This window comes from Salmonella sp. 32031103-2018-00083-FB-01-SM-01, assembly GCF_017571995.1.
GTDB classification, from domain to species: domain Bacteria; phylum Pseudomonadota; class Gammaproteobacteria; order Enterobacterales; family Enterobacteriaceae; genus Salmonella; species Salmonella enterica.
On the sequence record NZ_JAGEQL010000004.1, the window covers coordinates 429,826 to 442,085 of the forward strand.

Annotated in this window: 13 protein-coding genes; 1 reads left to right on the forward strand and 12 read right to left on the reverse strand. The window is 53.6% G+C overall.

All coding sequences use genetic code 11. The annotated features are described in order from the left end of the window. Window positions 1-299 precede the first annotated feature (299 nt). On the reverse strand, window positions 300-2,156 hold the full coding sequence (gene gss, locus J4614_RS14740) for a bifunctional glutathionylspermidine amidase/synthase (RefSeq protein WP_000033690.1): 1,857 nt from the start codon (window positions 2,154-2,156) through the stop codon (window positions 300-302). Between the two features lie 226 nt (window positions 2,157-2,382). Between gss and yghU the strand changes: the two genes are divergently transcribed. After that, complete coding sequence (yghU, locus tag J4614_RS14745; protein WP_000774852.1) at window positions 2,383-3,249, forward strand: glutathione-dependent disulfide-bond oxidoreductase; 867 nt, start codon at window positions 2,383-2,385, stop codon at window positions 3,247-3,249. A 67-nt stretch (window positions 3,250-3,316) separates the two neighbouring features. On the opposite strand, the gene J4614_RS14750 is transcribed toward yghU, so the two are convergent. The 11 genes from J4614_RS14750 to J4614_RS14800 form a co-directional block, all read right to left on the reverse strand. Further along, a complete protein-coding gene (locus tag J4614_RS14750; protein ID WP_001543521.1) occupies window positions 3,317-4,027 on the reverse strand; it encodes a molybdate ABC transporter substrate-binding protein in 711 nt (236 codons plus the stop codon). Further along, window positions 4,027-5,079, reverse strand: a complete 1,053-nt coding sequence (locus tag J4614_RS14755) for an ABC transporter substrate-binding protein (protein ID WP_001032015.1) — start codon at window positions 5,077-5,079, stop codon at window positions 4,027-4,029. Before J4614_RS14755 ends, J4614_RS14750 begins: the two co-directional genes overlap by 1 nt. Window positions 5,080-5,154: 75 nt before the next feature. Beyond that, a complete protein-coding gene (gene hybG / locus J4614_RS14760) occupies window positions 5,155-5,403 on the reverse strand; it encodes a hydrogenase maturation factor HybG (protein WP_000334887.1) in 249 nt (82 codons plus the stop codon). 27 nt (window positions 5,404-5,430) lie between these two features. Then, on the reverse strand, window positions 5,431-5,772 hold the full coding sequence (hypA, locus tag J4614_RS14765) for a hydrogenase maturation nickel metallochaperone HypA (protein WP_000544945.1): 342 nt from the start codon (window positions 5,770-5,772) through the stop codon (window positions 5,431-5,433). Further along, complete coding sequence (gene hybE / locus J4614_RS14770) at window positions 5,765-6,253, reverse strand: hydrogenase-2 assembly chaperone (protein WP_000004951.1); 489 nt, start codon at window positions 6,251-6,253, stop codon at window positions 5,765-5,767. Before hybE ends, hypA begins: the two co-directional genes overlap by 8 nt. Continuing rightward, on the reverse strand, window positions 6,246-6,740 hold the full coding sequence (locus J4614_RS14775; RefSeq protein ID WP_001221960.1) for a HyaD/HybD family hydrogenase maturation endopeptidase: 495 nt from the start codon (window positions 6,738-6,740) through the stop codon (window positions 6,246-6,248). The genes hybE and J4614_RS14775 overlap by 8 nt, the downstream gene beginning before the upstream one ends. Next, window positions 6,740-8,443: a hydrogenase 2 large subunit gene (hybC, locus tag J4614_RS14780; RefSeq protein ID WP_000083045.1), complete on the reverse strand. Its 1,704-nt coding sequence runs from the start codon at window positions 8,441-8,443 to the stop codon at window positions 6,740-6,742. Before hybC ends, J4614_RS14775 begins: the two co-directional genes overlap by 1 nt. After that, window positions 8,440-9,618, reverse strand: coding sequence for a Ni/Fe-hydrogenase cytochrome b subunit (hybB, locus tag J4614_RS14785; RefSeq protein ID WP_000017678.1), 1,179 nt, complete (start codon window positions 9,616-9,618; stop codon window positions 8,440-8,442). Before hybB ends, hybC begins: the two co-directional genes overlap by 4 nt. Continuing rightward, a complete protein-coding gene (gene hybA, locus J4614_RS14790) occupies window positions 9,608-10,594 on the reverse strand; it encodes a hydrogenase 2 operon protein HybA (protein ID WP_001081721.1) in 987 nt (328 codons plus the stop codon). Before hybA ends, hybB begins: the two co-directional genes overlap by 11 nt. 2 nt (window positions 10,595-10,596) lie before the next feature. After that, window positions 10,597-11,715 (reverse strand): hydrogenase 2 small subunit, encoded by a 1,119-nt coding sequence (gene hybO / locus J4614_RS14795; RefSeq protein ID WP_000145429.1) that lies wholly within the window; start codon window positions 11,713-11,715, stop codon window positions 10,597-10,599. 189 nt (window positions 11,716-11,904) lie between these two features. After that, window positions 11,905-12,192, reverse strand: a complete 288-nt coding sequence (locus J4614_RS14800; RefSeq protein WP_001059119.1) for a DUF2623 family protein — start codon at window positions 12,190-12,192, stop codon at window positions 11,905-11,907. Window positions 12,193-12,260: the final 68 nt, after the last annotated feature.

Consider the following 12,260-nt stretch of genomic DNA (forward strand, 5'->3'; position numbering starts at 1 on the left):
AATATCATTTAAACTCGTCAATATATTATGCTGTCCGTTTACCAGCCAAACAGGCATGACCTAAATCCAAAGGGATAGGGGCGGCGTAACCAGCCGCAAAAAGTACCGATTAGACGAAAATCAGGAAACGGATGCGCCAACGCGGCGAGCGTCACCGCCTGCGTCAGAAAAGTTAAGAATAATTTGTGATATTATTTCTCATATGTTACCAGTAAATGGCAGGCTGACAGCCGTTCGCTGGTAAACACAACAGGCGGGATATCGGCACCCACGCCGATATCCCGACGAGAATGACCCCGTTACGCTTTGATGACGATTAACGGTTCAATATCGCTCTCTTTTTTAATGACTAATGAATCATCGCCGCGCAGGCACGTACCGCCGTAGTTACCGCCCACGGTAAACGTACAGACCTGAATATACTTCCCGGCGACCTTCGGCAGGCACCACAACTGCTGATAGATATTTTTCTGCGTGGCGAACTTGCCACTGGTTTTATCCAGGAGTTCTTCCTGATGACTCACCAAATCAATATTACTACCGCAACGTCCGGCAATCGGTTTTACCGCATAGCCGGTCTGCACCAGCTCATCGTTAACGGTAAAATCCGTGTCGAGCAAATAGCGATGATGTGGGAAGAGCGACCACAGGATGGGCAGGATCGCTTTGTTACCCGGGATCACCGTCCACAGCGGTTCAAACACCAACACTTCCGGGCGCAGTAATACATCAATCAGCCGGACTTCATTTTCCGGGTGCCCGGTACGAATAGGCACTGCGGCGTACTCCGTCTCGCTGACTTCGCGTATCTGCTCCATCGCCGTTTCCCACGCCCAGGTTTTCCAGACACAATTCACCAGCCGTCCGTCGCCATCGATCAACTGCCCGGCGTCATCCCAGCGCAACTCGCCCAGCCCGCGGAGAATTTTGCTCGCGAAGCCGGCCTGATGCAGCGCCTGCTGCATAAACTGCGCGTGATAGTCCTCCTCGATATCATCATCCTGCATGATATGGACGAAAGGACGCGCTTTACTGTGTTTCCAGGCGCCTGCCAGCTCGTTAATTAAGCCCTCTGCCGGGTTATGCCCTTTACCGGTATAGCCCTGCTCAGCCCATTTTTCGAGAATTAATCCCGCTTCGGTATGGCATGATGCGGAATCGGCATTGTATTCATAGACTTTCAGCCCGCGTTCATCCATGCAGAAATCCATACGACCGGTGATCATATGGTGACGACGGCGCTGCCAGGAGAGACGCAGGCGCGGCCAAAGAATTTTGGGGATATCGAATAGCGCCAGCAGATTATCGTCTTTTAAAACTTTGTCCGTGGCGTGCAGGTACATCAAATGCAACTCATTGGTCGCTTTGATAAGCTCCTGTTCAGCGCTCTCGGTGATGGTAAAATACTGGTACGGGTCCTGATTGATAACGTGTCCGTTCGCCTGTACATAGGCTTTTTGTAACGGATCGCGCTCATCCAACCACTGACCGTCAAACTGACCTTTCTCTGGCAGTCTTGCGCCGCGAATCGCCAGCGACTGATTCGCGATGTCAGGCTGTGACAAACTGTATTGCGTGTCGTCGGTCTGGATCATCCAGCCTAAAATCGTCGTGTCATCAAAGGTGTCGCGCAGGGTGTAACACCCGTTTTCTACGACCATTTCCAGTTCGCGAGTCCACTGCTGCCCTGGCGGCAATGGCGTGTGGATAACGTTTTGCTCAGCAATACGAATTTTGTTATCCAGGAGTTGGGTGATAATCGCGACGTGCCCGGTTTCGTTAAACTCGCCGCCCTTTTGCCAGATGAGCAGCGCCCCGGCCTCCGGCGCGCGCGGCGAACCGTTCGGGAAGGCCTGCAAAGGCAAAATATTGTCATTCACGACCTCGCGCAGAAAACGCAGCGAGAAGATTTCCCAGGCCATGCCGACGTCAGTAAAAACAACGCCATAATTCAGAAAGAGAAAACGGCGGGCAAATTCCACGCACTGCCATTTATGCCCCATGTATTCATCGTCGATGTAGCTACGAAAAGCTGCGTCGTCGTCGTCCCACGGATCGAGGGAATTGTAATCTGAAGAGTAGATCGCTACGCCGCCGGGGGCGTAACCCAATAATGTCCCGAAGGGGGCATCCTGACTGGTGGTTCCTTTGCTCATGCACTTACCTCAAAACAAGACCGCCTGAGCAGCCTGGCGTAATTTCGCTCTGATTGTCTGCTCTGTGACACTAACCGGACAGAGGTCGACATAATCATACACCTCAATAAGGCACACTGAGGCCAGAAGGTTAAAATTTCACTCGCCGGAATGTCCCAATCGGTTAAATGTCCGGTTAGCAAGCTGCTACACTGCTTCAACACCACCACTGTGAAGGCAGGTCAATATGGCAGATAATACTTATCAACCCGCAAAAGTCTGGACGTGGGATAAATCCGGCGGCGGCGCGTTCGCTAACATTAATCGCCCGGTTTCCGGCCCGACGCACGACAAAACGCTGCCCGTCGGCAAACATCCGTTACAGCTTTATTCGCTGGGGACGCCTAACGGCCAGAAAGTGACCATTATGCTGGAAGAGCTCCTGGCGCTGGGCGTGACCGGCGCCGAATATGACGCCTGGTTGATTCGCATCGGCGAGGGCGATCAGTTCTCCAGCGGCTTTGTTGACATCAATCCGAACTCAAAAATCCCGGCGCTGCGCGATAACTCACACAACCCGCCGATTCGAGTTTTTGAGTCGGGCGCAATTCTTGTTTATCTGGCGGATAAGTTTGGCCATTTCCTGCCGCAGGATCTGGCTAAGCGCACAGAAACCCTTAACTGGTTGTTCTGGCTACAGGGCGCGGCGCCGTTCCTCGGTGGCGGTTTCGGTCATTTCTATCATTATGCGCCGGTAAAAATTGAGTACGCCATTAATCGCTTCACCATGGAAGCCAAGCGTCTGCTGGACGTGCTGGATAAGCAGTTAGCTCATCACCCGTATGTCGCGGGAGAAGAGTACACTATTGCCGATATGGCCATCTGGCCGTGGTTCGGCAACGTGGTGCTGGGGAATGTCTATGATGCAGCGGAGTTTCTGGATGCCGGAAGTTATCAAAACGTACAACGCTGGGCGAAACAGGTAGCCGAACGTCCGGCGGTAAAGCGGGGGCGCATTGTCAACCGGACCAACGGCCCATTGAACGAACAGCTTCACGAACGCCATGACGCCAGCGACTTCGAAAACCATACCGAAGATAAACGTCAAAGTTAAACCATAATGCCGGATGGGGTAGTAATGTCGTCATCCGGCATGGTATTTCCTGCTGACGCTTCGCTTATCAGTTCTGCGAGCGTGTCATATGCGGCGCTTCACTAAACCCATGTTGCATGAGAATCGACCTCGCCCGTGCTGATAGTAAAAAGTCGGCAAGCGTTTTTCCCTGCTCGCTCAGGCAGGCAAAGCCATATTCAGCCACGGGATTATAAGGTTCCGGGATATCAACCACTCGCAGCGAATTAACCAGCCGTAGCCTGGGAGCATAGCTGGCATAGCCGATAAAGATATCGGTGTAATCATGATTGATGAGCCATTCCGCCGCCAGCCGGCCCGCCGGTAACGGCAAAGTCTGCCTGCCGCCAACCAGCGCTACCGCGCGTTTTCGGACCGCTTCGCCTTCCTTGCCCATCCGCGAAAAAAGCTGTTGCGTATAATCGCCGGAAGGATCGCAACCTGCTGTTGAGGTGCCGATCCGCAGATCCCGCCGGGTTAACAGCGACAGCCAGTCCTCGCCTTCACGCATCGCCTGCGCCCGCACGCTCAGACACAAACGGTTCGTCGTAAAAGGCGCGACCCACAGCGCCCGCCCGCTTTCCAGCAGCGCCTGCGGATGCGCCAGGTTCGCCGAAGCAAAAAAGTCGCACGCTTCGCCCGCTTCGATGCGTTCACGTAACAACCCCGCCGGACCGAAATCACATACCGCATCCGCCTGAAACGCCGCCATTAGCTGCGGCCAGACGACACGCAAGCTCCCCGCAGCCAGTATTCGCATCACTGTACGCCCTGATAGTCAGTACGGTAAAAACGTTGATACCAGTCGTTAGCGGCCTTTTGCATGTCAATATCGTGGAATTTTTCCGGATAGAGTTTTTTCGCCATCCACAGTTCGCCGATTCCCACCGCCTCCGGCATCGGATATCCCCAGGCTTTGGCATAATCCGGCATCAGGTAAACCCGATGATGCTTCACCGCGTCAATGACCTGCCACTGGGGATTGTGCAGGATCTCATTGACGACCTTCGGATAGCGATTCTGGACAAAGATCACCTGTGGATCCCAGGCGATCACCTGCTCCATTGTCACCTGCTTAAAGCCTTTCACCGAGGATGCCGCTACATTCAGCGCCCCCGCATGGGCCATCATCAGACCGGTATATTTACCGGAACCGTAGGTGGTCAGCTCCGGATTCGCCATATAGGCGCGAACCCGCTCATTTTCAGGAACCGACTGCAAACGGTCGCTGACCATTTTGCGACCTTTATCCATCGCCTCAATCAGCGCTTTCGCCTCCTGCGGTTTATTGACGATATCGCCAATCAGCGTTATTCCTTCACGCAGCCCGCGGTTGTAAGCCTGCTCTTCATCGGCCAGGGTCGGGTTCATTTTAGCCTGCTCGCCAACAACATCATGGCGCAGCGAAATCGCCACCACCGGAATGCCAAGACGGCTGATCTTGTCGATCATCTCCTGCGGAGCGTAATTCGTGACAAACACCACCTGCGGGTGCAGCGCCACCAGTTTTTCAGGATCAACGTGCGTTAGATCGCCCAGCGAGGCTTTTTGCGCCAGTTCCGGCGCCAGACGCGCATAGCCGTCGCCTAATTGCTGTTTCCAGTTCGCCATGACCCCAACGATTTTGTCAGTGGCATTCATCTGTACAAGGAGATTGAGCGTTTGATGCTGGAGCACCACCACTCTGTCGACGGTGTCGGGAACCGTGACCTGGCGGCCAAGTTGATCGGTAAAAGTACGCGCCGCCTGTGACATTAACGGCCAGCAAAAAAGCAACGCCAGCAGAGAGAGCTGGCGCAAAAATTTATTCATAGGTTTCGCCCCATAATCGATATATAAATAATTATACAACGATTATAGAGCGATATAATAGAGGTGATTAAGGGATCACGCGCTGGTGATGTCGTACTCCATGCGGCGCAGCGCATCTAACGTGGCTTTCGCTTCGTCTTCGTCAATGATGCTCATCGCAAAACCAACGTGTACCAATACCCATTGCCCTATCAGATCGGCTGGCTTACCTTCACAAATCAGAGCAATATTGACATCACGTTTGATGCCACACACTTCCACCTGCGCAAGCTGGTGAATATCATCTCCGACGGCCAGCACCTGACCGGGGACGCCAATACACATAATTAACCACCTGGAATAAAATGCGGGTTATTCGACCTCAATACTTTTTACTTTCAACGAATCGCCGGTATCCACCCGCAGGCGATCGCCATGACAATGCGGACATTGCGCGTCATGCCTGAGAATTTCCACCACCTGACTGCAATCCCAGCACCAGGCCTGGGCCGGTCTGTAGTCGATGTGCAATTCGCACCCTTGCGCTAAAGTCCCCTGGCAGGCGATGTCAAAGCTGAAACGAACCGCGCGCTCTTCAACGCACGAAAGCGCGCCTATCTCCAGCCATACGCCGGTGACGCGCGCCACGCCGTGCTGTTCTGCCTGCTGCTGAATAATTTCAACGGCGCTTTGGCAAAGAGACAGCTCATGCATTCTCACAGCTCCGACGGCCAAACAGCAACGCACGCCGGCTTGTCTGCGGCGCATCAGGATTGCTTACCGGCAGGGATAACAGCATCCGCGCGCAGTCATCCGCCAGCCGGACGCCCTCTTCCGGCGACAGGCTACGGGAAAGCGGCGACATCAACGAGCAGGCAAGATATTGCGAAACGCCTTCCAGTTCGCCAACGGTAAAGGTCATCGTGCCATAAGGCAGTTGCAGACCGAGTTTTTCACCGACGGTACGCCCGGGCCAGATCTGGTCCGGGCCAGGGAAGATTAATGCGCTTAACATCCACGGCGTAATTACCGTGCCCGTCCATTGTCCTTCAAACAACGTAAAATCAGAGACATGCACAGGCATAGTCGGATGCAGAAACGAAAGATCGTGCATCGAACGATGGGCTATCTCTTCAAACGCCGCCTGAACCCGGGCGACGGGCGCCGTGTCGAATCCGGAAAACGTTTCAGACATGCGCCGTCTCCTTAGGAATTGCTTCGACGCCGGATTCACGCAGCGCAGCAAGAACCTGCTCAAGCGCAGGTTCAATCATCGCCTCGACGGTTGGCGTTAAGCCGATGTGCGGTTCCAGCGACTGTGGAATAACGCCGACTAGGGTCAACTTCTTCGGAAACTCGCCGGTAAAGCGGAGGGCCGACAATACGTCGGCCAGTCCAAGCTGATGGGGGGAGATTTTGTTGGTGAACAACGCCGGAACTTCATCGTCGCGCAGTACCATAATGGTTCCCGGCGCGTTCTTTTTCGACACGATGGCGTCGGCAATGATCAAATGATCCCGATTCGCCATATCGCCAAGAAGTTCCATTCCCGCCGTACCGCCATCCAGAATCTCAACGAAATCCGGCAGGGTGTATCGTTGCTCTAACGCTTCAACAATACGCACCCCGATGGCTTCATCGGTCAGCAAAATATTGCCGACCCCTAAGACTAATATCCGCATTACAAAACCTTCACCGAGACCACTTCATTGCCATCGGCGTCCACCACGTGTACCGCGCACGCCATGCAAGGGTCGAAGGAGTGGATGGTACGTACCACTTCCAGCGGCTTCGCCGGATCGGCGATCGGCGTACCGACCAGCGACTGTTCGTACGGCCCCACGTCATCGTTGAAGTTACGCGGACCTGAGTTCCAGGTCGATGGCACCACTGCCTGATAGTTACTGATAATACCGTCTTTAATCACCATCCAGTGAGACAGCATACCGCGCGGCGCCTCCAGGAAGCCCACGCCTTTGAACTCGCCCGTCGCCGGAATGTTCGGCTTCACAAACGTGGTGTAATCGCCTTTGCCGATATTTACAATCAGCGCGTTGTATTGATCCTGCAATACGTTTTGCAGTTCACAACAGTGAACGGTACGCCCGATGATACGACCCAGCGTAGAGTGAAGTTGCGCCATTTCCAGCGTTTTGCCGGTCAGCTTCTGATAAAGCGCAATGATTTCATTGAGCTTGGTCTGGGTGGATTCACGACCTGCAGCCAGTTTACACAGCATGTTCGCCAGCGGCCCGACTTCGACGGTTTTGCCGTAGAATGTCGGCGACTTGACCCATGAGTATTTACCGTCATCCGACCAACCGTCGTAAGCCGGAATCGTGGTGCCTTCCCACGGTGCCTGCGGCGCTTCATCTTTATACCAGGCGTGCTTCGCGCTCTCCTGAATACCTTTAATCAGGAACTCGTCGGAGTGAGAGGTGATCGGACGGTATGTCGACAGATCGGCATTGGTAATGTAACCGCCCGGGAACAGGAAACTGCCGTTTTTACCGTCGGTCGGGAATTCTGGCGCGCTCAGGTAGTTCACCGCGCCTTTGCCGCGCTCCAGCCATTCCGGATAGTAGGCCGCGATGACTGCGGTATCCACTTTATACACCTGCTCGACAAAATCGCTCAGCTTATCGATAAACGATTTGATGTACATCAGGCGTTCAAGGTTCAACGTACCGATGCTGTCGAGATTGATCGGGTTCGCCACCCCACCGACCGCCAGGTTCTGGATATGCGGCGATTTACCGCCCAGCAACGCCACCACGCGGTTAGCGTCACGCTGACATTCCAGCGCCTGCAGATAGTGGGCGACCGCAATCAGGTTGACCTCCGGCGGTAACTGCATTGCCGGGTGCCCCCAGTAGCCATTGGCGAAAATACCTAGCTGACCGCTGGCGACAAGATCCTTGATCTTGTTCTGAACTTTCGTGAACTCTTGCGCGCTGTTCAGGTGCCAGCTCGACACGCCATCCAGCATCGCGGAGGCTTTTTCCGGATCGGCTTTCAGCGCAGAGGTAATGTCCACCCAGTCCAGCGCAGAGAGCTGGTAGAAATGGACAATGTGGTCATGGGTGGTATGCGCCGCCAGAATAATATTACGGATATACTGCGCGTTGACGGGAACATCAATATTCAGCGCGCTTTCCGCCGCACGAACGGAGGAGATCGCGTGAGTTGTCGTACAAACGCCGCAAATACGTTGCACAATCATCCACGCATCGCGCGGATCGCGGTTCTTCACGATCTCTTCCATACCGCGCCACATGGTGCCGGACGCCCATGCTTTGGATACGACGCCGTTCTCAATTTCGCAGTCAATGCGTAAATGACCCTCAATACGGGTTACCGGATCAATAGTAATTCTCTGGCTCATGCTTTGCTCGCCTCATGACGATTATGATCGTTTTGTTTTAAAGGAGGAAGTATCGGCAGTAGACGAATGAGTACGATGTATGCACAAATCTCAATGGCCACAAAACCAATAGAAATCAACAATTCTTCCCAGGTTGGGAAGTAGTGGTAGCCGCCACCCGGGTTGAATGCCACCAGCGAATAGGTCAGACGCCACGTCGCGCAGCCCAACAGCGCGCTCAGCGCCGACAGGTACAGCATACGAGAGTCATTACGCAGTTTCGCCACACGCAGCACCACTAACGGGAAGACCATCAGGACGACTTCAATCCAGAACATAGCGGAGTAAAAATCGCCGGCAAACGCATAGGACAGCTTGTCGCGATAAATCAGTTCGCCAAAGCGCAGGACGACGAAAATCGCCAGCAGCACGCTGATGGTATTCGTCAGCTTAACAAACAAATTTTTCTCATCCGGACCGTTTCCTTTCAGGCCTGCCTGAACCAGCGAACCCTCAAATATGACAATGGAGAAGCCCATGATAAACGCGGTCAGAACCGAGAACAGCGGCAGCATTTCATAGCTTTGCCATAGCGGATGTACTTTATAGCCCGCCGAGATCATCAATGACCCCATTGAGGACTGGTGCATCGTCGGCAGCAGCGCGCCCAGCGCGATAATAAAGAACATCACCTTATTCAGACGCTTGAGCGACACTTTCCAGCCCAGACGTTCAAACAGGGCAGGCGCAAACTCCAGCGCCATCACGCCGATGTAGATGGTCATACAGACCGCCGTCTCAAACAGTACCGAGTTCACGTTGAAGTGACCTGGAATGTAGAAGTACGGCAGGTTCCAGTAACGACCGACGTCGATAGTGATCGACAGGCCGCCCAGCGAGTAACCAAACAAGCTTGCCAGCAACGCCGGGCGCACCAACGGATGGTATTGCCCACGGTTAAAGACATACACCGCCCATGCCAACGCCCAACCGCCGCAGGCAAAGCCGGTGCCGATCAACAGGTCAAAGGCAATCCAGACGCCCCACGGGAAACCGCCGTTCAGGTCGGAAACGGAGCCCAACCCGAAGACCAGACGCTTCACGATAAGGAGCATACACAGGACGATTAACGGTCCAAAAATAATGACCGGTTTACTGATGATTTTTCCGCCCAGCGGTTTTGGATCATGACTCATGATCGTCTCCTCCATCGTGATGGTCGTTTTTGCTATTACGACGAACCAGCACGGTTAAGCCCGCCAGCGCAGCCAGGGGTAGTATCATGCCTTTATAAAGCGTGTGTTGAACATGCTCGGAGCGCGCTCCGGTTGAAAGGTCATCCAGCTTCGGCAGATCCAGATCTTCATAAGGAACGCCTGTCAACACCAGCACCTGAGTACCACCGCCCTCTTTTTCACCGTAGAGGTGTGGGTAGTATTTAGGCACCGTATGTAGATAGGTGTCGTCCGTTTTCAACGTCTGGCGCGGATAGTGATATTCACTGCCTGGTTTGAGGGCCAGACGTTTTTTCGCTTCCGCCATCAGCTCTTCACGAGTACCGAAAATGACGGCCCCTGCCGGACAAACTTCCACACACCCAGGCAAACCGCCTTTATCCAGACGCTCAACGCCTTTCTGGTTACACAGCTCACACTTGTGAAGCGCGCCAAACGGGTTGTTGTAGTCGTACTTAGGTACGTTGTACGGGCAGGCAACCATACAGTAACGGCAGCCGGTGCAGACATCTTTGTCATAGTGGACGATGCCGGTTTTCGGATCTTTTTTCAGCGCCGACACCGGACAAACGGAAACGCAGTTAGGATCAACGCAGTGCATACACTGTTTCTTGATGTAGGCATAGCCGTTCTCTTCCTGATCTTTGTTCACGCCCGTGCCGCTACGCCATACCTGGATAATGTTATTGGTATACGGCGACAGCTTGTCGTTGTTCGACCAGGTCTGCTCCCCTTCCGGGTTACGCGCCGGGAAGTTGATATCCTGACACTTTGTGACGCAGGCCTGACAGCCCACGCACAGAGTGGAGTCATACAGCATGCCCAGCGAACCTGGAATTGGCGGACGGTTTTCTGCAGCCGCATGGCTGACAGACGGCGCGGCGCCCAACAGCAATGCTCCACCGGAGGCTGCTTTAATAAAGTCACGTCTGTTCACGGTTATTCTCCCCGTGAGTCAGCGTTATCTTTCTTTTGCTGACGCCCCAGTTCACGTACCGCCATCACGCTGACGCCGGCAACCAGACCGACTACGCCGCCAAGCAGACCGACAGCGCCCGCAGAGATATTGCCGCCTTCTTTCATATTGACGTCAGGTTTCTCTGAACGCGGAGTTTGGTTTTCGACATGAGCAAGCTGGTGAATGCCCTTATGGAAGCCGATACCTTCTTCGTTACAGCCATAGCAAGGATGACCGATCGCCACTGGCCAAACGCCGCCAACGTCGCAGAACTGTAACGTAGAACAGTTGCCCCAGGTTTCCGGCCCTTTACAGCCAAGATGGTAGAGACACCAGCCCTGACGGTGGCCTTCGTCGCCAAATTCTTTGGCAAAACGGCCTGCGTCGAAGTGTGGACGACGTTCGCAATGCTCATGAATCAGACGGCCATAGGCAAAGGTTGGACGATTTTTCGCATCCAGCTTCGGCGGCGTGCCGTAAGTGATGATATGCGCGACGGTCGCCAGGAAGTTATGCGGGTTTGGCGGACAACCTGGAATATTGATAACCGTTTTGCCCGGTAAGACTTCCTGCAGACTGACAGCGCCGGTTGGGTTTACGCCAGCCGCAGCAACGCCGCCCCATGCCGAGCAGGAACCGATAGCGATAATCGCAGCTGCGCCGTCGGCGGCTTTGCGGATGTGATCCACGATCGGCTCGCCGGCAACCATGCAGTAGATACCGTTATCTTTTAGTGGGATAGAACCATCCACCACCAGAACATATTGCCCTTTATACTTCTCCAGAGCGTTATGTTTGTTTTCTTCGACCTGGTGACCGAATGCGGCGGAAAGTACCTCGTGGTATTCCAGAGAGATGGTCTCCAGAACGAGGTTTTCAACGGTTGGGTGTGTAGCACGAAGCAGTGATTCGGTACAACCGGTACACTCCTGAGCGCCAATCCAGATAACGGGCGGACGCTGTGGATTGGATACCGATTCTGCCATTTCTGCGGCGGCTTTGCTACTGAGCCCCATAGTAGCGGCCAGTGCTGCACAAAGCTTCATGAAATCACGACGGTTAATGCCGTGAGAAGTGATGAGAGTATTATCTCCAGTCATTTTATAGTTATTCCGTTACGAAGACCTGGCTTTTATTTTGCACTGTTCGCGAAGAAGTTATTGCGATCGGTACGCCATTTACCACACTTTTTTTATGGTTATGTGCGCCATAATACTTCGACGGAACAGTAAAACGAAGGGAAGAGGCGATAGTGTAATTAATTAAAGCAAGATAATACCCCTGTTGGATCAACCTTCGAGTCGATAACCGGCCATAAAGAAGCGAACCGCCATCCCGGAATGATTCTCTTTAAAGAAATCCATCACCATTTCTTTATCCAGACCATAGCGACGCGTCAGAATTCCGGCCTCCCACGCGCTAAGTTGACGATCGCCGGTCTTTTCGAACATACGGTGTGTAAAACCCAATACAAAGCCACGTTTATACTCAGAACAGAAATTCACCGCATGATGCGCGCTATATGCATATGGCGCGTGCAACCCAGCCATTAACCCTTTCCCAAAATGATTATTCATCTGACCTCCTTAGCCGCTATATAATAAATTATATAGCGGCTGGTTAAATGAAGGCCAGCGCATTACGC

Coding starts and splice junctions, on each gene's coding strand:
- hybC (WP_000083045.1), bottom strand. CDS start 8,443: ATGAGCCAGAGAATTACTATTGATCCGGTAACCCGTATTGAGGGTCAT.
- J4614_RS14800 (WP_001059119.1), bottom strand. CDS start 12,192: ATGAATAATCATTTTGGGAAAGGGTTAATGGCTGGGTTGCACGCGCCA.
- hybO (WP_000145429.1), bottom strand. CDS start 11,715: ATGACTGGAGATAATACTCTCATCACTTCTCACGGCATTAACCGTCGT.
- J4614_RS14775 (WP_001221960.1), bottom strand. CDS start 6,740: ATGCGGATATTAGTCTTAGGGGTCGGCAATATTTTGCTGACCGATGAA.
- hybB (WP_000017678.1), bottom strand. CDS start 9,618: ATGAGTCATGATCCAAAACCGCTGGGCGGAAAAATCATCAGTAAACCG.
- yghU (WP_000774852.1), top strand. CDS start 2,383: ATGGCAGATAATACTTATCAACCCGCAAAAGTCTGGACGTGGGATAAA.
- J4614_RS14755 (WP_001032015.1), bottom strand. CDS start 5,079: ATGAATAAATTTTTGCGCCAGCTCTCTCTGCTGGCGTTGCTTTTTTGC.
- J4614_RS14750 (WP_001543521.1), bottom strand. CDS start 4,027: ATGCGAATACTGGCTGCGGGGAGCTTGCGTGTCGTCTGGCCGCAGCTA.
- gss (WP_000033690.1), bottom strand. CDS start 2,156: ATGAGCAAAGGAACCACCAGTCAGGATGCCCCCTTCGGGACATTATTG.
- hybE (WP_000004951.1), bottom strand. CDS start 6,253: ATGTCTGAAACGTTTTCCGGATTCGACACGGCGCCCGTCGCCCGGGTT.
- hybG (WP_000334887.1), bottom strand. CDS start 5,403: ATGTGTATTGGCGTCCCCGGTCAGGTGCTGGCCGTCGGAGATGATATT.
- hypA (WP_000544945.1), bottom strand. CDS start 5,772: ATGCATGAGCTGTCTCTTTGCCAAAGCGCCGTTGAAATTATTCAGCAG.